Source organism: Faecalicatena orotica (assembly GCF_905197545.1).
GTDB classification, from domain to species: domain Bacteria; phylum Bacillota; class Clostridia; order Lachnospirales; family Lachnospiraceae; genus Faecalicatena_A; species Faecalicatena_A orotica.
Map to the genome: position 1 here is coordinate 253,780 of NZ_CAJJZH010000008.1, position 24,094 is coordinate 277,873.

General features: G+C 41.5%; 18 protein-coding genes. 15 read left to right on the top strand and 3 right to left on the bottom strand.

The features are described 5' to 3' along the window. The first annotated feature begins 55 nt into the window (after nt 1–55). Nucleotides 56–2,548: a DNA gyrase subunit A gene (gene gyrA / locus ABIN22_RS17560; protein WP_109733260.1), complete on the top strand. Its 2,493-nt coding sequence runs from the start codon at nt 56–58 to the stop codon at nt 2,546–2,548. A 162-nt stretch (nt 2,549–2,710) separates the two neighbouring features. On the opposite strand, the gene ABIN22_RS17565 is transcribed toward gyrA, so the two are convergent. Further along, nucleotides 2,711–3,691 carry a hypothetical protein gene (locus ABIN22_RS17565; RefSeq protein WP_346910234.1) on the bottom strand — a complete coding sequence of 327 codons (981 nt, stop codon included), beginning with the start codon at nt 3,689–3,691 and terminating at the stop codon, nt 2,711–2,713. Nucleotides 3,692–3,700: 9 nt separating this feature from the next. Then, entirely contained in the window at nt 3,701–4,399 is a 699-nt protein-coding gene (locus ABIN22_RS17570) for a GGDEF domain-containing protein (RefSeq protein WP_109733258.1), read from the bottom strand. Nucleotides 4,400–4,571: 172 nt separating this feature from the next. Here ABIN22_RS17570 and lepB point away from each other — a divergent pair, with 172 nt between their 5' ends. The 14 genes from lepB to ABIN22_RS17640 all read left to right on the top strand — a co-directional run bounded on the left by lepB (nt 4,572) and on the right by ABIN22_RS17640 (nt 23,123). Further along, complete coding sequence (lepB, locus tag ABIN22_RS17575; protein ID WP_109733257.1) at nt 4,572–5,129, top strand: signal peptidase I; 558 nt, start codon at nt 4,572–4,574, stop codon at nt 5,127–5,129. A 256-nt stretch (nt 5,130–5,385) separates the two neighbouring features. Beyond that, nucleotides 5,386–6,612 carry a BTAD domain-containing putative transcriptional regulator gene (locus ABIN22_RS17580; protein ID WP_242996223.1) on the top strand — a complete coding sequence of 409 codons (1,227 nt, stop codon included), beginning with the start codon at nt 5,386–5,388 and terminating at the stop codon, nt 6,610–6,612. A gap of 239 nt (nt 6,613–6,851) precedes the next feature. Beyond that, on the top strand, nt 6,852–8,618 hold the full coding sequence (locus tag ABIN22_RS17585; protein WP_346910237.1) for a peptidoglycan DD-metalloendopeptidase family protein: 1,767 nt from the start codon (nt 6,852–6,854) through the stop codon (nt 8,616–8,618). Between the two features lie 240 nt (nt 8,619–8,858). Then, complete coding sequence (locus ABIN22_RS17590; RefSeq protein ID WP_242996221.1) at nt 8,859–9,296, top strand: hypothetical protein; 438 nt, start codon at nt 8,859–8,861, stop codon at nt 9,294–9,296. Between the two features lie 66 nt (nt 9,297–9,362). Further along, on the top strand, nt 9,363–15,167 hold the full coding sequence (locus tag ABIN22_RS17595) for a DUF7604 domain-containing protein (protein WP_346910239.1): 5,805 nt from the start codon (nt 9,363–9,365) through the stop codon (nt 15,165–15,167). Between the two features lie 108 nt (nt 15,168–15,275). After that, complete coding sequence (locus ABIN22_RS17600) at nt 15,276–16,820, top strand: SpaH/EbpB family LPXTG-anchored major pilin (protein ID WP_346910241.1); 1,545 nt, start codon at nt 15,276–15,278, stop codon at nt 16,818–16,820. A 68-nt stretch (nt 16,821–16,888) separates the two neighbouring features. Beyond that, nucleotides 16,889–17,737, top strand: a complete 849-nt coding sequence (locus ABIN22_RS17605) for a class C sortase (RefSeq protein ID WP_346910243.1) — start codon at nt 16,889–16,891, stop codon at nt 17,735–17,737. Continuing rightward, the gene (locus tag ABIN22_RS17610) at nt 17,727–18,620 is read left to right on the top strand and encodes a class C sortase (RefSeq protein WP_346910245.1); all 894 of its coding nucleotides are present in this window, start codon (nt 17,727–17,729) and stop codon (nt 18,618–18,620) included. The genes ABIN22_RS17605 and ABIN22_RS17610 overlap by 11 nt, the downstream gene beginning before the upstream one ends. Continuing rightward, nucleotides 18,617–19,594 carry a DUF5979 domain-containing protein gene (locus tag ABIN22_RS17615; RefSeq protein ID WP_346910247.1) on the top strand — a complete coding sequence of 326 codons (978 nt, stop codon included), beginning with the start codon at nt 18,617–18,619 and terminating at the stop codon, nt 19,592–19,594. The genes ABIN22_RS17610 and ABIN22_RS17615 overlap by 4 nt, the downstream gene beginning before the upstream one ends. A gap of 27 nt (nt 19,595–19,621) precedes the next feature. After that, nucleotides 19,622–20,146: a hypothetical protein gene (locus tag ABIN22_RS17620; RefSeq protein WP_346910249.1), complete on the top strand. Its 525-nt coding sequence runs from the start codon at nt 19,622–19,624 to the stop codon at nt 20,144–20,146. Then, nucleotides 20,146–20,859: a hypothetical protein gene (locus ABIN22_RS17625; protein WP_109733250.1), complete on the top strand. Its 714-nt coding sequence runs from the start codon at nt 20,146–20,148 to the stop codon at nt 20,857–20,859. Before ABIN22_RS17620 ends, ABIN22_RS17625 begins: the two co-directional genes overlap by 1 nt. Nucleotides 20,860–20,875: 16 nt before the next feature. Next, nucleotides 20,876–21,628 (top strand): hypothetical protein, encoded by a 753-nt coding sequence (locus ABIN22_RS17630; protein WP_346910251.1) that lies wholly within the window; start codon nt 20,876–20,878, stop codon nt 21,626–21,628. A 2-nt stretch (nt 21,629–21,630) separates the two neighbouring features. Next, nucleotides 21,631–22,578 (top strand): MucBP domain-containing protein, encoded by a 948-nt coding sequence (locus ABIN22_RS17635; RefSeq protein WP_346910253.1) that lies wholly within the window; start codon nt 21,631–21,633, stop codon nt 22,576–22,578. Continuing rightward, nucleotides 22,578–23,123 (top strand): signal peptidase I, encoded by a 546-nt coding sequence (locus ABIN22_RS17640; protein WP_109733247.1) that lies wholly within the window; start codon nt 22,578–22,580, stop codon nt 23,121–23,123. The genes ABIN22_RS17635 and ABIN22_RS17640 overlap by 1 nt, the downstream gene beginning before the upstream one ends. A gap of 84 nt (nt 23,124–23,207) precedes the next feature. Here the strand turns inward: ABIN22_RS17640 and ABIN22_RS17645 are convergent. Continuing rightward, the coding region (locus tag ABIN22_RS17645) for an Rpn family recombination-promoting nuclease/putative transposase (protein WP_346910255.1) at nt 23,208–24,094 on the bottom strand (887 nt) is incomplete at its 5' end.

Consider the following 24,094-nt stretch of genomic DNA (forward strand, 5'->3'; position numbering starts at 1 on the left):
ATTTCGTGGTTTTTGAACAGTTACACAATTTCACGAAACAGGAAAGGATATAAAAATGGAAGATAATATTTTTGATAAAGTCCATGAAGTAGACCTGAAAAAGACCATGGAAACTTCCTACATTGATTACGCCATGAGCGTTATTGCATCCAGAGCGCTTCCGGATGTCAGGGACGGTTTAAAGCCGGTGCAGAGAAGAATCCTCTACTCTATGATCGAACTGAACAACGGACCCGATAAGCCACACCGTAAGTGTGCCCGTATCGTCGGTGATACAATGGGTAAATACCACCCTCACGGAGACAGTTCTATCTACGGGGCACTCGTTAATCTGGCACAGGAATGGTCCACCAGATACCCTCTGGTAGACGGTCATGGAAACTTCGGTTCCGTCGATGGGGACGGTGCGGCAGCCATGCGATATACAGAGGCGCGTTTAAGCAAGATATCCATGGAGATGACGGCAGACATCAACAAGGATACCGTTGATTTTGCGCCCAACTTTGATGAGACAGAGAAAGAACCGGTGGTACTCCCATCCAGATTCCCGAATCTGCTTGTAAACGGGACGTCCGGTATTGCCGTAGGTATGGCTACAAATATTCCGCCGCACAATCTGCGGGAAGTCATCAACGCAGTCGTGAAGATCATTGATGACCAGATCGAAGAGAACGGGGAGACAACAATTGAGGAAATATTAAAGGTAGTCAAAGGACCCGATTTCCCAACAGGCGCGGAGATACTCGGAACAAGAGGGATTGAAGAAGCATACCGCACAGGACGGGGCAAGATCAGAGTCCGTGCAATCACTAATATAGAACCCATGGCTAACGGTAAGAACCGTATCATTGTAACGGAACTTCCATACATGGTAAATAAAGCAAGGCTGATCGAGAAGATCGCAGAGCTTGTAAGAGACAAGAAAATCGACGGTATTACGGACCTCGCAGACCAGTCCAGCCGTGAAGGCATGAGGATTTGTATTGAGCTGCGCCGTGACGTGAATCCGAATGTCATCTTAAACCAGCTGTATAAACACACACAGCTTCAGGATACATTTGGCGTTATCATGCTTGCACTCGTGAATAACGAGCCGAGAGTCATGAACATTCTGGATATGCTGACATACTACCTGAAGCATCAGGAAGAGGTCGTAACCAGAAGGACAAAGTATGAGCTGAATAAGGCAGAGGAACGCGCCCATATCTTACAGGGATTACTGATTGCCCTTGATAATATCGATGAGGTTATTAAGATTATCCGCGGTTCCAAGAATGTACAGGTTGCCAAAGAAGAATTGATGGCAAGGTTCGATCTGTCAGAGGTTCAGTCCCAGGCGATCGTGGACATGCGTCTGCGTGCACTGACAGGTCTGGAGAGAGAGAAGCTGGAGAGCGAATACGCAGAACTGATGAAAAGGATCGAAGAATTAAAGGCGATCCTCGCAGACAGGAAGATTCTCCTCGGCGTCATCAGGGAAGAAATCCTGATAATCTCTGATAAGTACGGTGACGACAGAAGAACCTCTATTGGATTCGATGAGTTTGATATTTCCATGGAAGACTTAATACCTCGGGAAAATGTCGTGGTAACGAAGACAAAGCTCGGATATATCAAACGTATGACGGTAGATACATTCAAGAGCCAGAACAGGGGCGGTAAGGGAATCAAGGGTATGCAGACTCTGGATGACGATTACATCGAGGAGCTGTTTATTACATCGACCCACCACTATATTATGTTCTTTACAAATACAGGCCGGGTATACCGTCTGAAAGCATATGAGATTCCTGAGGCAAGCAGAACGGCCAGAGGAACAGCCATTATCAATCTGCTCCAGCTGATGCCGGATGAAAAGATTACGGCAATGATTCCGATACAGGAATATGAGGACGGCAAATATCTGTTCATGGCAACGGAAAAGGGTCTTGTTAAGAAGACTCCGATCAAGGACTATGCTAACGTCAGAAAGACAGGACTTGCAGCGATTACGCTGCGTGAAGACGATAAACTGATTGAAGTAAAGATTACCGATAATCAGGAAGATGTAATTCTTGTCACAAAGTATGGACAGTGCATCCGGTTCAACGAACAGGACGTAAGGGCGACGGGAAGAACATCCATGGGTGTGCGCGGAATGAATTTAAGCGACCGTGATGAAGTGATTGCAATGCAGATCAGTATTCAGGGCAGCGATCTTCTGATCGTATCTGAAAAAGGTATGGGTAAACGTACCAATATGGATGAGTTTACTGTACAGAACAGAGGCGGTAAGGGTGTGAAATGCTATAAGATCACCGAAAAGACCGGCAATGTAGTTGGAATGAAGGCTGTAGATGAAGATAATGAAATTATGATTATCAATACAGAAGGTATCATTATAAGAATGAAGTGTTCTGATATCTCAGTGCTTGGACGTGTAACCTCCGGTGTGAAACTGATCAACCTGCCGGATAACGAAAAAGTTGCAAGTGTTGCGAAGGTTAGGAAGGCTTCAGCGGAAATCGATGGAGAAGAAGTTGAAATATCAGAGGATGAAGAAGAGTGATGAGTCATCTGAAGACTAAAGTTACAGAGCACAGTCTATAAAATCCAGTAATGAAAAAAAGACGTTTTAGATATGGAACTGCATTAAATCAGCAGTAAAAACATATCTAAAGCGTCTTTTTTATTTCATTAATATTCATTATATGATCTGAATATCAGAAACTTAAGGAGTCAGGCTGACAGTCAGCGTATTTCCTGCGTTATCCGGAATCGTTACGGTAACTTCTGCATCTGGTACAGGAAAGACAAGCAGTCCGCTTTGTGGGTCATAAGATTCAGGAGTTAACCCAGTGATTCCTTCATAATCTATCCCGGAATAGGTCTCCCGGACTGTCAGGTAAAACTTCCCGCTTCGCCTGTCAGAAGCAATCAGTACAGGAGGTTCGGTATCAAATGGGGTCAGGTCATAGCTTCTTGTATATGTCTGTCCATTCACACTCCTCACGGTAATATCCAGCGTACCATTCTCACCAGCCACTGCCCTGTATTCTCTGTACCCTGCCTTTTCAAGGTCTGCAGGAGACCCGTTCAGCTCGGCACTGACGCTGCTCACAGGAAGAAGTGAATGAATCAATAGTGAATACTCTGCGCCCCCGTCTCCCGAACCTGTCCACTCTGCTTTGACAGAAGGTTTTACAAATAAAAGGGGCAGAAGAACGAGTATTGCCAGCATAGAATAAATAAGGTATCTGACCCTGTATATTCCCGGCTTCGTGTAATTCATCCACGTTTCCAATACATCTACCGGAACATCACTAGGTGCAATGCCGCATACTGCAAGTGCATTGGTAAGAATCCGGTTGGCCGTAAACGCATCCAGGGCAGCCTCTTTGTGTGAAATCGGGATGTTCCTTGATGAAGTTTTCTGTACAGTTTTGCAGAATTCGGCACAGATATTACACCGGATCTGATCCAGCCATGATAAGAGATACTTCGGTGAGCTTAAGGAATGAATATCCATAAAAGCGGAAGTATACAGCCGAAGCAGGAGATCCAGAGCCAGATCTTTATCCTGCGTATCCTGGCAGATCACCTGATACTGCGTATAATAAGTTGCTGTGTAAATCTCGGCAAAAGCATTGCCGTCCCCTGCCCGGGCCTTTTCAAGGATCCCGGCAAGGTATTCATAATCCAGTTTTGCCATAATAAAAGATTACCTCCCGGTCTCTGAGGTTTCATAAATCCGTTTGTTAGCAAGCGCAATCAATTCTGTAATATTTGTGAGGTGCTCCTGACTGTTCAGTGCACAGCCTGCCCTGTATTCAATCGGGATCGCATCGGCACGTTTGTTACGGAATGCCACGCGGTCCTTTACTTTCTTAAGAAATGAATTCAGTTTATCCTGCGTACAGTCTTCAAAAATAGCGAGGAACTTATTGCCCCCGTTTCTTCCTACAAAACAAAGTGACAGGGAGCATGAAAAAAGAATGTCTGAAAACTCCTTGATCGTCCTGTTGCCGATTGCGTGGCTGTAAGAATTATTAATATCAGGAAGATTTGTAATATCAATCATAATACAGCCGATATCGGACGGCAGCTTTGAATCTACATACTTTTCAATCAGAATGTCACAGCTGAAGCGGTTCGGAATACCGGAAAGAGGGTCTGAATAGGCCACACCGTACAGACTGTGGTAGTTTGATTTCATTGAGGAAATCAGCCTTAAGTCTACCAGAATAAAGATGAAGCTGATAATCAGGACCAGCCAGATCATGATAAACAAGGTAGTTGCCTCAACGGATGAAAACACATATTGCTTGACACCGGGTTTTAACAGCAGAAATATACTGATAAGACTCATGATGACCAAGACAGATAGCTGTATGACTTTAAAAATACTGAACCGTTTCATACAAATGCTCCTTATCTGAAATTATTATATAGGGCTAACAGTTATATGCTGTTCCTATAAATAGTAATATTATAACATATAAATCCCTATATTTGTCAGCTTGTATTCATTTTATAAATAAACTATAATAAAAGAAATGTTACCGTTTACACACAGGACAGGAGATGGTGTCATGGAGATAGATGCAATCAAGAAAAAGGTTCTGGAGGATGTAGATCCCAGAATAAAAGAGATAAAGAGAAAAGAAGAACGCAAGACAAGACTGGTTACGACAGTGCAGTTTCTGGCGCTGATTATTATCATGCTTGTTGTCTTTTATATATTAATGGGAATCTCAACAGTTGACGGAGATTCGATGTACCCGACACTGCATGATCAGGATAAAGTCGTATATATGCGCAGTGTGCCGGAGTACAAGGTTGGAGATATCGTGGTTGTGAACCGCCCGGGCGGAGAAGAATATGTGAAGAGGATTGTTGCAGTTGCCGGGGATACCGTGAATATACAGGCAGGAAAACTATATGTGAACGGGAAAGAAGCAGAGTTCGAGGAAGCTTTAGGTGAAACTGACTGGATGTCGGCAGATATACAGTTCCCGGTACAGGTTGGGGCTTCTGAAGTATTTGTAGTGGGAGATAACCGGGAGATATCAGAAGATTCCAGAAGTTTCGGGCCTGTCAGTATGAATGATATCGCAGGAAGAATTCTATATTATATTGGAAAAATATAAAACAAATTTAAATACAAAATGTGTTTTGATTGCGCTCATATTTTTGCATTTACGTAAAGTGCAGATTTGTTATTGACTCACCAAAGAGTAAAAGATATAATGTATAAAACTGGTAATATAATATAAACCGGTAACAATCATCGAGAAGGGCGGCATAAAAGTTCAGGCAAAATTCCTGCAGGACGGCCGTACCGCTGGAAATAGCGTAGTTTATTTCTGGATAGGACTTCTTAGTATTTTTAAGGGAGAAAGGCATATGACTAAGATGGCAAAAGATCTGGAAGACAACGCATTACATGTAAAGATGTTCGGTAATTTTTCGATTACGTACAAAGGAAATTCTCTGCTCGGCAAGAAAGTAAGTGAGACACAATTTGCATACCTTATGCAGATTCTTCTGCATAACCGCAAGGAAGGTGTGCCGAGGGAACAGCTGGAGGAGATGCTTTTTGGGGACAGGGACATCAAGAATATTCACCACACAATGCAGAGTGTAATTTATAATGCTAAGAATAAGTTAAAAAACGCAGGTCTTCCCGAGGTAAATTATATTTATCTTGAAAAAGGGACATTCTACTGGACAAAAGAAATTCCTGTGATAGAAGATGCGTCAGAGTTTGACCGTTTATATCAGGAGGCCTTGAATGAGGAGGATATTGACTGCAGGCTTCAGCTTTTACTTGATGCATGCCACTGTTACACGGGTGAATTTCTGATCATGTATGCGGGGGTACTCTGGGCTGCATCCGAGGCCAGAAGATACCGTGCCCAGTTCTGTACCTGCGTAGAGGAGGCTGCCGGGATACTGAAGGAAAAGGAAGATTACCTTCAGCTCCAGGAACTGGGAGTCTATGCGACAGCGATTTCACCATTCTCAGACTGGGAAAGTATTACGATGGATGCCCTGATCAGTATGGGATGTTATGAAGAAGCAAGTGACCTGTATGCAGAGACGGTAGAGAGATATTTCAAGGAGCGGGGAATCCGCCCTTCACAGAAGCTTATGAGTTCTCTCGACAGGCTGGGGGACCAGATGCTGCACCCGTATGATCTGCTGGATAATATCCAGAAAGAACTGATCGAAGACAAGGATGAAATCCGGGGAGGATATATGTGTTCTTATCCGGTATTTCAGGGAATCTACCGGATGGTGAACCGCATGGCAGAGAGAAGCGGACAGTCGATTTATCTGATGCTTTGTACGATCGTGGACAGCAAGGGTAACCGGATGAAGAGTGGAGAGCAGTTAGAACAGCTGGCGGGCAGACTGGGAGACGCTATCTGCAAGTCCATACGCAGGGGCGATGCTGTGAACCGCTACGGGAGAGGGCAATATCTGGTACTTCTCGTAAATACAACTCTCGAGAGCTGCGCAATCGTCCAGAAACGTATTAACTACAATTTCCTCGTAGGCAGGCAGAGAACTGGCGTGCAGTACTATGTTAACAGCGTTGTCTTTGAGAAGGAAGCAGACGTAAAGTAAATATATGAATACAAATTTCCACTTCTGTTTAAATACAGTTGTGGAAATTTTTTTAATAATACAGTCAATAAATAAACCTAATAATACCGCTTAAACAACATTTTTTTGATTGCTCCTTTGACTATGAGTCTGTTAAGATGTTATTATATTGAGGATACGTATATATTTGGGTGAAATGTTAATTTCAAATTCAGATTGTAGTTGCAGTGTAACAGACAATTAAGGAGAGGATGTATCTTATGAAGTTAAAAAAAGTAGTACTTATATTAGGAATTAGTATCTGCATCGTAGCAGGCCAGATACAGACGACTTTCGGTTTAGAGCAGGATAATGCAGTTGAACAGCACGGGGCGGAACATACTGACGGGCAGTCAGATGAGGAAAAAGATAAAGACAAGGATAAAGATAAGAAAGACGAAAATCAGGAGACTGAAACAGAGAATACTGACCAGACAAATCCAGAAGATGAAAGTATGGGAGAAAAGCCTGGCGACGGAAAGCCTGATGGAGAGCAGGGCGGAACAGAAAAGCCCGATGATGGCAAGACAGACGAAGAACAGGGCGGAACGGAAAAACCTGATGATGGTAAGACAGACGAAGAACAGGGCGGAACGGAAAAACCTGATGATGGTAAGCCTGATGGAGAGCAGGGCGGAACAGAAAAGCCTGACGATGGTAAGACGGACGAAGACAAGGGAGAATCTGAAAAGCCTGATGACGGAAAGCCTGACGGAGAGCAGGATGGAACGGAAAAGCCTGATGACGGAAATACAGATGGAAGTCAGGATGAAGTTGAGAAGCCTGATGATGGAAATACGGACGGTGACCAGAACGAAACTGAGAAACCGGATGATGGGAATACTGATAATGGTGTAACAGACGACGTACAGCCTGATGACGGCGGTTCAAACGAACCGGTCCAGACACCCCCTTCAGATAACGGCGGGGCTTCTGATGATTCCTATTATGAAACAGCAGGCGGCGGTACATATGAAGAGAGTACGGTAAACAGCTATTCAGCTTCTATCCGCTTCTTAGATGACAGCGAGAAGATTAAGTATAACGTATCAGTTCCAATCGAAGGACTCCCGTCCTTTATTACACAGGAAATGATCGTAGCAGCATTGAAGTGTCAGGATGAAACAGGGTATCCGGCATCTGTAACAATTGCACAGATCATCCAGGAGTCAGGTTTCGGACAGTACGGACCGGGCGGAGAAGACGGAAAAGGGTTATCTTATCTGGCATACCAGTACAACAACCTTTTCGGAATCAAAGGAACAGGACCGGCAGGAAGTGTCGATATGATCACAGGGGAACAGTCAAAGGACGGATCCCTCTACACGATCGTATCCGGTTTCCGGGTATATGATACTTACACGGAATGTATTGAGGACCGCACCGATCTTTTGAAGGAAGTCTATTTGGACCTTACCTTAGGTGTGACTGATGCAAACACATTTGCAATGAAGATAGGAAGCCGCTGGGCAACCAGCCTGACATACGGACAGTCACTGATCAGACAGATGGAGCAGTATGACTTGTACAGACTTGATAACATGACACTGGGCGAGTTCAGCAATATGCTCGGAACATTTGTAAACCCGTGTCCGGGAGCACTCTTATCAAGTGACTTCGGTTCAAGAGAGGAACCTATTGCAGGAGCAGGAACCTATCATAAAGGCATTGATCTTGGAACAGGAACGTATAACATACCGACTTACGCAGCAGCATCCGGAACCGTCACATTTGCCGGAGAAGCAGGAACGGCCGGCAACATGGTTATCATTGACCACGGAAACGGACTCGTAACTAAATACATGCATCATGAAAAAGTATTCGTAGAAGAAGGACAGAAAGTAGAGAAGGGACAGCAGATCGGATTATCCGGTACAACGGGACAGTCCACAGGCAACCACCTTCACTTCCAGGTGGAAGAGCACGGAACCGCAGTTGACCCGCTTCAGTATTTCACGGAGAAACAGCAGGACAGCTTCTTTAAATAACAGGGTTAAGAATGGCATATAGGGGGAACAGTTCTGTAAGGATGAATAGCCATCACCATACAAGCTGTTCCTTTAAAAACCACCTGTCCATTCTGAAATTAATAAAAAACAATAAAAAACTTGTAAAAAACCCCTTTTTGTAAATTCTTTTGATTGTTTCTTTGTTTCTGAAAATGTTAAAGTGTGTTTATGATATAGATAGTATAGAAACTAAAGGCATGAAAAGGAGCATGATATACATTGAAGAAGAGTCAAAGTTATATAGGGGCCCGCAACGGAATTGTATTTTGTGTGGATGATTATAAAGAAGGTAAAACATCGGGACGTTTGTATCATGCATACAAGAGAGATGCGGAAGTCTTAAATAGTCTGGAAGAAATGATATTTTATATGGAAGACTTCTTTAATAGTATCAGCTTCCCTTTTCCGGGGACAGAAGACAGAACATTTCGTGCAGTTAAAAAGAATGAAAATAAGAAGGAGAGGATGATAAAAGTTATGAAAGATGAAGAACTATTGGAACAGCACGGCGATAAAGGAACTTTTATTATCCGGGTGCAGCAGCGTCAGCACAGCAGCTGGCAGGGACTGGTAACATGGGTGGACGAAGATAAGACAGTTCCCTTCAGATCAGCGTTAGAGCTGATCAAGCTGATAGACGGAGCGTTAGGTGAATAGGTTAAATTTGTAACCCCTAAATAGAATGAGAAAAACGTGTATTTGAGAAGTGGAGGAGTATACATTATGAAATTATTGAAAAGATGGCTCGCGTTTTTCGTGGTAGTGGTACTGGTTATCAGTGTAGCATTCAACAGCCGCGGCCCGCTTAGAGCTAGTCATATAGGAGAAGAAAATACAACAACGAACAATACCGGGGAACTGGACGGCCAGACAGCAGAAGATACCCAGCAGGCCGAAGGTGATACCGGAGAGAATACAGAACAAGGTGAACCTGCACCGGATGCATCCACCGCAGAACAGCCAGAGGTTCAGGAAGAGACACCGGCAGAACAGCCGGCAGAACCGGAAGCCCCTCATCAGGATGAGATGGAATTAAGCCAGGTAATGACAGGTGAGAATGGTGAAACAGTCTGTAAAGTAACAGCTAATATTCAAGAAGGAACATTTGAAGCCAACACAGCTGACGTAACGATGGAAGTCACTTACGCGGCAGCCGACACAACAGAGCAGATCAAAGCGCTCATGAGCAAAGCAGTAGCAGAAGGAAACGTTCTTGGAAATTACTTCTTATATAATGTAATCTTTAAAGTAAACGGCGAACAGGTTGAACCGGGAAAAGAAATCAAGATCACATTTGAACAGAACAACTTCCAGATCAAAGATACAAAGAAAGCAACAACCTTCTATTACAATGAAGCAAACTCAGTTGCAGGAAATGCAGAAGCAGAGATCGTAAAGATTACTCAGAAGTCAGATAAGATCGAAGAGTTACAGAACGCTGGAGAAAGCATAGACAACATCGATGATTATGATCTTTCAGAAATCAGTTTAAAAGAAGATAATCTGGCAGACAAGATCATGATGGAAGGCAGACGCTCTACAATCTACGGATGTTATGTAGAAGATCAGAAACCTCAGGAAGAAGCAGCAGATCAGAATCAGGAAAATAAAGAAGAAGAGAAAACTAATAAACCTGAGTCACTTAAATATGAAGATGACGAAGTAGCAATTACAGTAACAGCAGAAAAAGAAGGAATCATTCCTGCAGGTTCAACACTTCAGGTTGTACCGATCAAGAAAGACGAGAAAGACACAAAAGATCAGTATAAAGAAGTAGAAGAAAAACTTCAGGAAAAAGCAGAAAAAGAAGAATACGATATCGCCGGATTCCTTGCTTATGACATCAGCTTTGTAGATGCGGACGGCAACAAGGTAGAACCAAATGGTGAAGTCAAAGTTGTCATGGATTACAAAGAAGCAGTCCTGCCGGAAGAGGTAGACGAAGAGAAAGCTAAGGACGCAGACGTAACAGTACTTCATTTGGAAGAAGATAAAAAGGGTGAAGTCAAAGATGTTGTTGACATGGTGGCTGATAGTAAGACAGAGGCAGCCGTCGAAACTACAGATTCAGCAGAAGTAAAAAAAGCCGAGTTTGTTACAGATAGTTTTTCAGTGTATACCATTACATGGACCGGAAGTTCTTCTGCAAAGAAAATGACACTATATTATATTGATACAGATGGTAATGAAATATCAGATGATAAGACAACGAATCCATCTAAAACTCAAATAAGTAGTGCAACTCAGTTAAAAACTTATAAGCAGGATATTGAAGGATATACTTTTTTAAAGACAAGGCTGGGAAATAGTCAGGGTAAGGATGGTGATAGCGACATTGACTATACCAACTATTATATAAGGTATAGAAGTGGCTGGCAATATAGTGAAAATGCAAATTTTAATAAATATGATGATTTTAGCAGTAATAATATATATATGATCTACTACAAAAGTAGTAATGATGGCAGTTCAGGCGGAGGTGGTTCAACAAGTACTTTAGATGCACCTGATCATAGTAAGTACATCAAATATAATGAAAAAGATGAAGATTATACTTTAACACTTGATGTTACAGGAGGATTAGGAAAAACAACACCGATAGATATTTTATTGATTGTAGATAGATCTGGAAGTATGGCTGATGAGGTGTCATCTAGTTATGGCAGGACTATATATAGATATAATTATGTAAATGATGCAATTAGTGAACTGAAAAGTGCACTAGGAAATGCAGATGCGGATATTAATCTTGCAGCAGTTACATTCGGTAAGAATAGCAGTGTATGGAACAATGGAAAATGGCAGTCGGTTAAAAACTTTAATTTTCAACTGAGTTATAATGATTGTGATGGCGGAACGAACTGGCAGGCAGGAATTCAAGAAGGTGCTGATCTTCTGAAATCGCGACAGAATAGTAATCCCGGAAATAAGAGTTATGTGATCTTTTTAACGGATGGTTCTCCAACATATCGATATAAAACAGGCACAACAACAGTAGAGGGAACAGGATCATCAGACAAACAAGGATATAATTATAAATACGCATTAAATGCATGGAATTCTTCTCCAGTTTTAACATCGACAAATGGAGCATATGTCGTTAATGCAAGCGGTTCAACTACTAACGATAGTGCAAAGAATTGTGTTAATTTTTCAACTGCCATTAATGGAAAAGTTCTTCATGGAACAAATGCCGATACAATGAAAGCAGAATTCAAAAAGATTGCTGACGAAATTACAAAAGCTGTTTATACGAATGTTGTTATTACTGATAAGTTAAGTCAATGGGTAGACTTTGCTGATGAACCTAATGTCAAAGTACAAAAGACAGATAAAAATGGAAATACTAGTAATCTTCCAACAAGCAGCTACACATATACGTTGGATAAAAATAAAAAAACAGTTACATTAAATGTACTTAAAAATGCCGAGTTAGCAGATGGTGTGACTTACAGTATCAGTTTTGATGTTGTTCCAAGTGAAGCGGCAAAAGACGATTATTTTGCAAATGGAAAATATCCAGACCGAGGAGATTTAAACACAGATGCAGTAGGAAATGCAACCAGTTCTGAAAAACCAGGTTTCTATTCAAATGATAGTGCATCAGTATCTTACAAAGTAAGTACAGAGGATCAGGTAAAAAATGCTGAGTACAAAAAACCAGTAGTACAGGTAAGTAGTCTTAAATGTGACTTTATTTTCAAGAAAGTTAATACATCAGGTGAGCCACTTGGTGGTGCAAAATTCTTACTTGTAAGTGATAAGGATTCTTCAAAAAAATATGAAGCAACCTCTGATTTAAGCGGAACAGTTACGTTTAAGAATTTAACAGAAGGCACATATACATTAACAGAGACAGAACCTGCTAGCGGTTATGCTAAAGAAAATGCTGAATGGAAAGTAAAGGTTGAAAAATCAGGAAAAGACAAGGTAGTAGCAAAGCTATATACATCAGGAGGAGAATTAGTAGAAGATAGTAAAATAGTCAATTACACAGTACATGAAGAAGCAGTAAAACACTTGACAAATGATAAAACTGTAAAAGTAGTTGATGAAAATAATAGAATTTTCCAGATTGATTTAACGGCATCTACCAGTGGAAGAGAAGAAGGAACAGCAGCGCAAGGGGCTAGTATCGTACTTGTATTGGATGCAAGTAGTTCAATGGGAAGTAGTGGTATGACAAAGCTTAAGTCTGCTGCAACAAGTTTCATTCAATCAGCAAAAGATGCCTCCTCAATAAGTGAAATAGCTGTTGTATGGTATCAGGGAGATGAAGGAGACTATGGAACAACTAGCCAAAGTGATTTTTATCAATTAAATAGTAATGATAATATCTCCAAGCTAACTGGATTTATTAACAATAAGAGTCATTATGGCGGTACTCCAATGGGGGATGCTTTAGAAGTTACTAATAGTATTCTGACTACTCAGGCTAAGTATGATAACAAATATGTACTATTCTTTACAGATGGAATGCCAGGATACAGCTCCTCTAGTAGTAGTTTCAATTGTATGGTAGCTAATCATGCAGTGAATGAAGCTAAAAATGTCAAAGAAATAGCTACATTATATACGGTTGGTTATAATTTAGGAAACTCCTATTTTAACTGGAACGAAGGAGACCCGTCAGATTTCCAATATGGTCATAAAGACCATAGTTGGAATGGGACGTATGCAAAGAATTTCTTAAGTGATTATATTGCAACTCCACCAAAAGATGGTAGGATATATTCCTATACTACTGATAATACAGATGGTCTAAATGATATTTTTAATGATATTGCAGGAAATATTGGAGAGTTGTTCAAAGTTAATGCTGAAAAAATTGTTGATGTAATCGATGCTAGATTTAAACTTACTGATGAATCAAAGGAGGCTCTTAGCAAAAACAAAGATGTAACAATTAAGGAAAATGAGGATGGTACTACAACAATAACGTGGACTGGTGATTCTGCAATTATTGGAAACAAAGATTCAGAAGACCCTACATCAAATGGTTGGTCAGCAAGCTTTAAAATTCAGGCAAAGGATGACTTTATCGGCGGTAACATGGTTCCGACAAATGGGGCTTCATCAGGAATATATGTTGATGAAACTACAACAAAGACGTTTCCGCAGCCATCGGTTAATGTAAAACTTCTTAAGTTGGATATGGATAATAAAGAAACCACTATATATAAGGGCGATATAATCAATCCGGCAGCTTTTGCAAAAGAATTGGCCGATACATTAAGTATTGTAGAACTTGACAATAGAACAACTACAAATACAGGCAAACCATCATTTCCAGAGTTAACTGAAAGCCAAAAGAAGGAATTACAAGAGAAGCAAACAATCACCTTAGGAGTGGATAAATCTATAGAATATATTTATCCGAATACAGAAGATGCAGTTGGATATTTCGTATATACCTACAAGTTATCTGACAATCCGGGTGGTAACATGAATGAACACGCGGTTGATAAAGATGGTAAGCGGGTTGAGGCATACGAATTAGAAGTTCAGTTTATCCCGTACACAACAGCTGAACGAAAGGTGATGAGTGAGCTTAACGGAGTCAATCCTCCAGCAGCAAACGGTGGTACAGAACTGAATCCAAAAACTAACAAACTGGTTACAGACGGTGAATATGTTGTAAATGTAATCGCTGGTGAGATCAGGATAACAAAAATATTAGATAAGTTATCTAATAAAGATCAGAGCTTTGTATTTAAAATAAATAAAGATGGTTCTGATTATAAAACTGTTACAATAACTATTCCAGCTGGTAAAACAAGTGCATCTTATAAAGGTGAAGAACTGAAGAAACTTCCACGTGGTGAATATGAAGTTATAGAGTCTGTATCTAATGGCTATTCAGTTAAAGCATTTGTAATAGATGATATAACAAATTGCGAAAGCAGCACAAACTCTGAATCTGAATCAGTTGCATTTAAACTTGGAAACAACAAAGACGGTGAAGATGTTATTGCTCAGAAAGATTACGAAAATGGAGTTCTCGGCCAGGTTACTTATACAAATGAAGAAGTGTATAATAACTGGGATATTCAGAAAGTAAGTGCAAGCGACAATAATTTAGTACTTCCAGATGCAGAGTTTGAGTTAGCATCTGATGCCAAAACCTATTATGGAAAATCTGATAGTAATGGAGTTATTAAGTGGTATACAGATGAGAATTATACTACAGCATTAGAAGGAAAAATGGCCGCAGGTATCTATACACTTACTGAAACAAAAGCTCCGGTCGGTTATGCAGTAAGTACAGAAAAATGGACACTTGAAATAACAAAGAATGGTGATTTAAAATCAATTAAATCCGGCGATAAAGTGATAGAAGGTAATATGGTACAGGATGATACAACAGTATATTTCAAATTTGAAAATACTCCTGTATATGATCTTCCATCAGCCGGAGGCGCAGGAATCTTCTGGTATACCGTTGGTGGAACGCTGCTAATGTGCTTAGCAGGACTACTGACCCTATATAAAAACAAACGCAAGAGGGGGGTTGGATTATCGAAATAATTCATAATTTAACAAGAACTCTTGTCTCGTCTGGCAGCACGTAAAAGCGCTGCCAGCACAGAAAAGAAAGTAACTCAACAAAATAAAAAGAAAAAGGAGAAAAAAAGTATGAGTAAAATTAAGAAAGTCCTAGCAGTGTTTTTGACATTGGCTATGGTATTGGGAATGGGTGTAACGACATTCGCAGCAGAAGGTAATGATGGTGTTGTTGGAACATCTGATGACACAGGAATTATTACTGTAAAAGGAATTGATGAAAAGGCTGTATCAGTAACAGCGTATCCAATTGTAAAAGCACAATATGATACTAATGAAAATTTCTCTGGTTACAGTAACCCTTATAATTTAGGAGATATTGCTAATCCAACACAAAGTGAATTAGCAGCTATTGCAGCAGGTACATTACCAACTGATTCTTATCAGTTGAAACTTTCAGGAGATGATTATACTGCTGAAGTTCCGGTAGGTATGTATCTTATTATTGTCAAGGGATCAACAGCAACAGTCTATAATGAAGTAGTTGCGTCTGTATACTATGCAAATGAGAATGGTAATGTTATTAAAGACGGAAAAGTAGAAGTAACTGATACAATTACCGAAGGAAATGCATGGGTTAAGAAAACTGATGAACCTACAATTGAGAAGACAATAGCTGATGACGAGAATGGAAAAGGAAATAGTGCTAACATAGGTGATACTATTAATTATAATGTATCAATTTCCCCAGTTCCAAACTATGGTGGATTATATCCTAGATTAAATGTAGTTGATACATTATCCGCTGGACTGACTTATGCTGGTAATTTAAAGGTTGATGTTGTAGAAAATAATAAAGTAATTAAAACATTAGAAGATACAAAAGATTATTCATTCTTCTTAAAAGGGCAGGAAATTACAGTTGACTTTGTTGTAAACGGTGGTTACACACTGAATGATTATGTAGGTAAAGAAATTGTTATTTCTTATAGTGCAATATTGAATGAAAATGCAGCACTTAATGAAAAAGATAATAATAACAATGTAGTACTTGACTTTACAAGAGATTCTAACACAGATGGAAATACTGGTAAAAAAGAAGACAAAACATATACTTACACATTTGATATTGATGGTTCAGCAACAGGAACAGATAAGATTCTTACTAAAATTGGAGAGGATACTGATTCAAAAGCTTTAGAGGGTGCAGAATTTACACTTTATAAAGATGCAGAGTGCGAAAATGTATATCAAAATTTTGATAAAGACGGAAATGTTCTTTTTGACGGTGTAGCATTATCAGATAAAGCTGGCCAGATTTACATGAAAGGCTTAGCAGCAGGAACTTATTACTTAAAAGAGACTAATGCACCAGATGGATATTCAATTAATACACATGTATTTGTAGTTAAAATAGCAGCTACATTTGATACTATTTCTGGTAAATTAGCATCTTGGACAATTACAATTGATGGTAAAGTTACATCTACATTCAATGTAGCAAATGATGGAACGGTTACGATTGATAAAAACGAGACTACTATTAAGAATACTAAACTTTCCTCCCTTCCATCAACAGGTGGTATCGGTACAACTATCTTCACAATTGGCGGCTGCCTGATCATGATAATTGCAGCAGCACTGTTTTTTGCATCACGCCGCAAAAATAACAAATAATTAATTTTGTTGCAGGGCGGGGGAGTCGCCCGCCCTGCATTTTATATACAGCATTAAGGAGAGCTCATATGAAGAAAAAGTATCATAACATTATAATAGTAGCCATCTTTGTCATAGGGTTGTCCTTGCTGCTGTATCCGACTATAGCGAATCAATGGAATTCATACAGACAGTCAAAATTAATCAGCAGCTATGATGAAAAGGTTTCTAAAATGGAGGCGGCCGGACAGATTGATTATGAGAAGGAGTGGAAAAAGGCAGATGCTTACAATAAAGCGCTTGTTCCGATGATACTTCCGGACTCTTTTGCAATAGCAGATGCCCAGTCCGAAGAGGATGCCGCTTATGAGGCTTGTCTGAATATTACGGATGATGGTATAATGGGACTGGTAGAAATACCGAAAATTGATGTAAAACTTCCAATATACCATACCACATCAGAAGAGGTCCTGAGAAATGCAGCAGGACATTTGGAGGGAAGTTCCCTTCCGATAGGCGGAGAGAATACACATAGTGTTATATCAGCCCACAGAGGACTGCCGAGTGCGACATTGTTTACAGACCTAGATAAATTGAAAAAGGGCGATCATTTTATGGTTCATGTACTGGATGATACTCTTTGCTATGAGATTGATAAGATCAGTGTTGTGAAGCCGGAAGATACTTCCGATTTGAACGTCGAAGACGGGGAAGACCTGATGACTCTTCTCACATGCACCCCATACGGTGTAAACACAGAAAGACTGTTAGTCCGTGGACACAGGGTTCCATATGAAGAGAAATATACAGACGAGACCCAGTCATCCATCAGTCTTGAGACAAATTATATTCTGTGGGTAATTGTAGGGCTTCTGATTACAGGGGTATTGATTGGAGTAATGTATGTAAGAGAGCGCAGGAAAAAAGATGAAACGTAAGATAACGACATTTTTATTTGGATTGCTGTTTCTGATTGGATTTGGAGTTCTTGTATATCCCACAATATCTAATCAATGGAATACTTACAGGCAGCAAAAGTTGATTTCGACCTATGACAAAGCGATCAGCCAGATGAAACCGGAGGATTTTGACGCGGCATGGGAAGCAGCCAGAAGTTTCAACAGCACATTTGACAGTAACAATATTTATGGTGATATATTTAATACAGATGCAAAACTCACTGATATTAAAGATACGGAATACTGGAAAGTCCTGAACGTGGAAGGGAACGGGATTATGGGATATCTCTCCATCCCGAAGATTAACATAAAGCTTTCCATCTACCACGGGACGTCAGACGAGGTTTTACAGACCGGGGTCGGACACATGAACGGGACGAAGCTCCCGATTGGCGGGGAGAGCACACACAGTGTTTTGTCGGCACACAGGGGACTTCCGGCAGCTAAGTTGTTTACCGATATCGACCAGATGAAAAAGGGAGACAGATTTTATCTCCACATACTGGATGAAGACCTGGCATATGAAGTAGACCAGATACTTCCGATGGTTGATAAAGATGACCATGAAACACTCGATAAGGCACTGCAGATCGAGGATGGTCAGGATTACGTCACATTATTTACTTGTACACCTTATGGGGTGAATACGCACCGCCTTCTGGTGCGGGGACACCGGGTACCTTATGAGGGAGAGCTGGTGAGCACCCCGGTAGACACCATGGTGCAGGCAATCCAGAATTATTATATGCTGTTCTTATTACTTGGTCTGGCAGTCACTGCATTAATAATAGTTCTTATGAAACATTTATTCAGGCCGCGCAGGAAGCTGGCCGAAGAAGACTTGGAGGAGGGTAAGAAGTGAAGATAAGAGAATTTATGAAAAAGAGTAAGGTATTCGTTCTCATTTGCGCTTTAGTTGTACCGATATTGTCACTGACAGATATCAATGCGGCAGATGCGATCGACATCACAAAGCAGTGTTCTTTGACACTGACAGTACCGTCGGATAGTGTATACCGGACAGATTCCAATGCACCGGATATTACGGCTAAGCTTTACCGAATCGCATCTGTATCGGAGTCAAGACATTTTACAATGCTTGACAACAGCTATGGAGTAGACATAGAGGCGCTTTCACAGGATGATAATGCAGACTGGGAAGCAGCGGCTGCCACAGCAGCATCGAATACAGATGGAAAGATTCCGGCAAAGGAGGCCGTAATTGACCGGACTACTGGAGAAGGAGTTGCTTCAGGACTTGAAACAGGAATGTATCTGGTTATGATGGATACCGTATCAAGTACCCAGTATGAATACAGTTTTACCCCGTATTTAATTTCTCTTCCGAATAACCTCTACTATTCATCACAGAGGCCGGAAGATGACGAGTGGTTATATGATGCAGAGAGTCTTGTCAAGATAGGTGCAGAACCAAGGCTGGGAAATCTGGAGATTATAAAGGACCTTACGGAATACAACAGTTCACTCGGACCTGCAACCTTCGTATTTACGATTGAAGGGGAAAAAGGTACAGACACATACAGCAATGTAGTATCCATGACTTTTACAGAGGCAGGCCGGCAGTCATTAATAGTCGAGAATATTCCGGCAGGCATGACAGTTACAGTTACAGAAGTGTATCCAGGCTCAAGCTATGAATTAACAACAGCACAGAGCCAGACAGCTACAATCGTAGCAAATGGAGTAGATGTTACAATTGCCAGCGTAGCATTTGCAAATACTTATAATGATGGCAACAACGGCGGCTATGGAGTAGAGAACCAGTTCACATATGAAGACGGTGAATGGCAGTGGAACCAGAAGCCGGTCGAATAGACGGCGCAGTAAAGGAGGCTGGAAGCTATGAAAACAATGATGAAGAACAAAACAGTCTGGCTGACAGCAGTAGCTGTGATTTTGGCGGGGAGTATGACAATACACGGGGCCATGGCATATTTTACAGCGAATGCGTCGGCATCCGGCGGTCATGATATTTCTCTCGGGGAACAGACAGAGATAACAGAAGATTTTTCTGACTGGACGAAGCATATTGTGATTGGAAATACCGGAACAAATGATTGCTATGTACGTGTGAAGGCGTATTGTGGAAGTCAGTTTACTATTGACTATTCCCAGCCGGATGGCACTGCATGGAGCCAGGGCGAAGGCGAGTACTGGTATTACAGTGATATCGTACCGGCAGGAGGCCAGACTTCCGTACTTGATGCAAAGATTACAGTACCGGAAGAGTTTAAGGATAATTTTAATGTAGTAGTTATTCAGGAGTGTGCAGCTGTTCTGTACGATGCAGACGGCAATCCTTACGCAGACTGGTCACAGAAGATCGACCAAGGGTCAGGATCTGGCGGAGAGGAGGCTGGTAAATAATGAAAAGCAGAAAGAAAACAACGAATGGACAGAAATCAATTATTATTTTACTGGCGCTTGCAGTCATTTTGTTAGTCGGCAGTGCACTGGGAAGCACCAGCGCGGCACTTTCTTATTACAGTGATAACTATACGGCGAATCTGGCAGTTTCAGAGATTGGCGTAGCACTTGTTGAAAATGGTAATGAGACTTCAGAAAAGCTCCTTGCCAATATGGTTGGAGAGAACGAAAAGATTCAGCTCGGAAAGAAATATCCGGAAGAGCTGACGGTAAGAAATACGGGTGAGATTGACCAGTATGTCCGTGTCAGCATCGTAAAGAGCTGGATGAAAGACGGAAAGAAAGTTACTTCTCTTTCACCGGACCTGATTGATTTAAATCTTACAGGCAACGGCTGGATCGAAGATAAGAATGCTTCAACTGAGGAGCGTACCGTATTATACTATTCAGGGATTCTTGCAGGCGGGGCAGAGGCGCCGATCTTTGCAGATACCATCCGCATCGACGGATCAGTGGCAACGCAGGCAACGAAAGAGACTGTGAAGTCTGAGAATGGATACACAACAATTACAACAACGTATAAATATGACGGGGTAACATTTAATCTTGAGGCACAGGTAGACGCAGTTCAGACGCATAACGCGCAGGATGCGATTAAGAGTGCCTGGGGAGTCGATGTTAAGGTATCTCCGGATGGAACTTTGAGTCTGTAATAGGGAGGAGAGAGACATGAGAAAAAGAATATTAGGTTTTATTCTGGCTATGGTCATGATCGCTGCCATCCCGATAGAAGCAGCCGCGGAGGTAATTCCGGGAAGTTCAGACTGGCAGGTCAGTTTTGACGGTAACAAGTTGAGCAGTAATTTTAAGAGTTCTGATCTGGATGCCAGTGTTTACCAGATTTTGCCGGGAGATACAGCATTGATTCAGCTTTCACTGGTCAATAAGGCAAATAAAGATACAAACTGGTATATGTCCAACGAAATCATTAAGAGTTTGGAAGATGGCAGTCCGGCAAACGGCGGAGCCTACACTTACATTTTAAACTATAATCATCCGGACGGAAAGACGACGACAGAGATCTATAACAGTGATACTGTCGGTGGAGATGATGCAGATGGTCTTCATAGCGCAACGGATTCACTGGATGAGTACTTCTATCTGGACCGTCTGTCACCGGGAGAAACAGGAAGCATCGAACTTCGGGTCACACTGGATGGCGAGACGCAGGGAAATGATTACCAGAATACACTGGCTCAGCTCCGGATGACGTTCGCAGCAGAGGTTGTGGCTGGTGATACAACAGTAACAAAACCGGGAACGAACAGCACAATTATTAAAACTGGTGACAGTTCCAACATGATCCTTTATCTGTCAATAGCGGCATTTGCAGCAGGACTGATCATTCTGATCATTGTATTACTGAAGATTAAGAACAGAGATAAGGAAAGAGCTGAATATAAGAAAAGGAGGTCCAGATAAGTATGAAATCGGGAAAGAAAATACGTAAAGGCCTTCTTGGACTCGCAATATTATTTGCAGTGACCCTCCAGATAATGTTTGGTTCAGAGGTAAAAGCAGCAGAAGATTATACTTATACCATTACATTGTATGCAGGTAACCACGGGGTATTCAGTAACGGGCAGGATAAACTGGTTATATCGGACCTTAGTTATGGGGATCAGGTAAATCTTGATCTTAATCTTGCTGACATGAAGCCCCAGATTTTAGATGATAAATATTATGCAAAAGGAATCAGGCAGAGCGGTACAGATGGCGGCGGTTCTGAACAATCATTATGGGTAGATGTTACAGGTGATGCAGATTATGTTATTGCATATGGTATCAAAGGGAATCAGGTAGCCTATACTGTAAATTATCAGGATGAAAATGGAAATGAACTTTTGCCAAGCCGTACTTTTTATGGTAATATAGGAGATAAGCCGGTAGTTGCTTATCAGTTTATTGACGGATACCAGCCACAGGCTTATAATCTTACTAAGACACTAAGCAGTAATGAAGCCGAGAATGTATTTCCATTTATCTATGTTCCGGCAGATACAGGAACAGTAACGACAATTACGCAGGCAGGAACAGTTACAGTGATACCAGCTACACCGGCAGCCGGAACAGCAGCCGCAGGAGCAGGAGCTGCAGCGGGTGGCACGGCAGGAGCCGCTGGCGGTACAACAGGTGGAACTGCTGAGACAACACCACCGGCTGATGAAACTGTAGAAGTACCGGATGAAGAGACACCGCAGGCATTACAGGATCTGGACGATGAGGAAGTTCCAAAAGCCAACATCGACGCAGAGAGAAAAACAAGCCGTGCACCGATTGTCGTAGGTATTGTAGTAGGAGTACTGGCCCTGGCTGCAATCGCATCAACAATTATTTATTTAAAAAAGCGCGGAAAGACAGACCTTAAATAATGAGTAGAAAAAAACGCCATAGACAAAGTAAAAATCATAAAGGCACCTTTGCCACTGTATTAAGCGTAACGGGAACCATTTTACTGATCATCGTGATCGTACTTTGTGTGCCACTTACGGTACCGAGGCTGTTCGGTTACGAGGTATATACAGTTATCAGCGGAAGTATGGAACCGGCGATACCTACGGGAAGCCTTGTATATACGAAGAGTATTGCACCGGAGGACGTGAAGAAAGACGACGTCATCGCGTTTTATAGTTCCACGGACAACGGAGCGATTATTACCCATCGTGTAGTGAAGAACCAGGTTGTAGAAGGTAAGTTCGTAACGAAGGGTGACGCGAATGCGAAGGAAGATGCCATGCCGACCGAGTATAGTAACCTTTTGGGAAAGGTAGAACTGTCCGTACCATTTATGGGGCAGATTCTGGCAGCGGTTGCATCTGCACCGGGAAAGATTGCGGCGGTATCATTGATTATATTGTCAGTACTATTACATGGCGTGGCCGGATTTTTAAGACGGAATCAGGAAGAATATGAATAAAGTGAAAGGGAGCAGACGGATGATGTCTGTTCCCTTTTTTGTATTTTTCGATTTCGGGGATATTTGCAATTGAAATAGTACAGGCTACTCTAATATTTGCCTGACTTTTTCTATACTGATATCACAGAGGTCCGCAATTTCTTCTGGTGATTTACCCTGCATGAATAGTTTGAAGACCTGACGGGTGCGGTGTTCAGCTTCCTGCTCTCCTAATTTTTTCCCGATTTCTACACCAGCTTTACGGCCAATTTCTTCCCCAGCCTTACGGCCAACTTCTTCTCCGGCCTTAAGTCCTCTCTTTTCAGCACTGCTGATCTGGGTATTATAATCTTTTAATGCCTTTTCCCGGGCTTCATATTCCAACCGCTTCTTCTCATCAGCGCTCAGATTGAGCAGTGTATTGTATGCTTCATCGAGATATTCGTTTGTCTTAGCCATATTCTGAAACTCCTTTCTGCTTTTTCCACTGAAGAACTTCATCCATGTAAGCACATCCTGACTGGTCTTAACTTCATGAGGCAGTTTTTTTAACTCCAGTATCTGAAGCTCCATTTTATCGGAATATAGATCATAGCTGCTGTCATCCCGGAAATGAATCCTGCGGTAACATTCTTTGTCATTCGGAAAATGGATGAAGTCTAAAATACTTACATGAATACACTTTTGCAGGCTTTCATAAGACTCGCCTTTACGGATCTGGCTGTCAAACATCTTACTGAGATAGAACATGGCGCGTTCATCCCAGTATTCAAAGTATTTGACCTGCATTTCCATATTCATCTGCGTCCCGTCTTTTAGCAGTACTCGTACATCCATAATTCCCAGTTTGTCATCGGCTGAGTCCCTCGGAAGCAGCGTGGGCAGAAGAACTGTGTCTTCCACTTCGTCCGGAGACAGGTTCAATAATGCTGAAATAAAGCCCTTCCTGACTTTGGGGTTCTGCATCAGTTCCTTGAAACAAAAGTCTACAG

Coding starts and splice junctions, on each gene's coding strand:
- gyrA (WP_109733260.1), top strand. CDS start 56: ATGGAAGATAATATTTTTGATAAAGTCCATGAAGTAGACCTGAAAAAG.
- ABIN22_RS17565 (WP_346910234.1), bottom strand. CDS start 3,691: ATGGCAAAACTGGATTATGAATACCTTGCCGGGATCCTTGAAAAGGCC.
- ABIN22_RS17570 (WP_109733258.1), bottom strand. CDS start 4,399: ATGAAACGGTTCAGTATTTTTAAAGTCATACAGCTATCTGTCTTGGTC.
- lepB (WP_109733257.1), top strand. CDS start 4,572: ATGGAGATAGATGCAATCAAGAAAAAGGTTCTGGAGGATGTAGATCCC.
- ABIN22_RS17580 (WP_242996223.1), top strand. CDS start 5,386: ATGACTAAGATGGCAAAAGATCTGGAAGACAACGCATTACATGTAAAG.
- ABIN22_RS17585 (WP_346910237.1), top strand. CDS start 6,852: ATGAAGTTAAAAAAAGTAGTACTTATATTAGGAATTAGTATCTGCATC.
- ABIN22_RS17595 (WP_346910239.1), top strand. CDS start 9,363: ATGAAATTATTGAAAAGATGGCTCGCGTTTTTCGTGGTAGTGGTACTG.
- ABIN22_RS17600 (WP_346910241.1), top strand. CDS start 15,276: ATGAGTAAAATTAAGAAAGTCCTAGCAGTGTTTTTGACATTGGCTATG.
- ABIN22_RS17605 (WP_346910243.1), top strand. CDS start 16,889: ATGAAGAAAAAGTATCATAACATTATAATAGTAGCCATCTTTGTCATA.
- ABIN22_RS17610 (WP_346910245.1), top strand. CDS start 17,727: ATGAAACGTAAGATAACGACATTTTTATTTGGATTGCTGTTTCTGATT.
- ABIN22_RS17620 (WP_346910249.1), top strand. CDS start 19,622: ATGAAAACAATGATGAAGAACAAAACAGTCTGGCTGACAGCAGTAGCT.
- ABIN22_RS17625 (WP_109733250.1), top strand. CDS start 20,146: ATGAAAAGCAGAAAGAAAACAACGAATGGACAGAAATCAATTATTATT.
- ABIN22_RS17630 (WP_346910251.1), top strand. CDS start 20,876: ATGAGAAAAAGAATATTAGGTTTTATTCTGGCTATGGTCATGATCGCT.
- ABIN22_RS17635 (WP_346910253.1), top strand. CDS start 21,631: ATGAAATCGGGAAAGAAAATACGTAAAGGCCTTCTTGGACTCGCAATA.
- ABIN22_RS17640 (WP_109733247.1), top strand. CDS start 22,578: ATGAGTAGAAAAAAACGCCATAGACAAAGTAAAAATCATAAAGGCACC.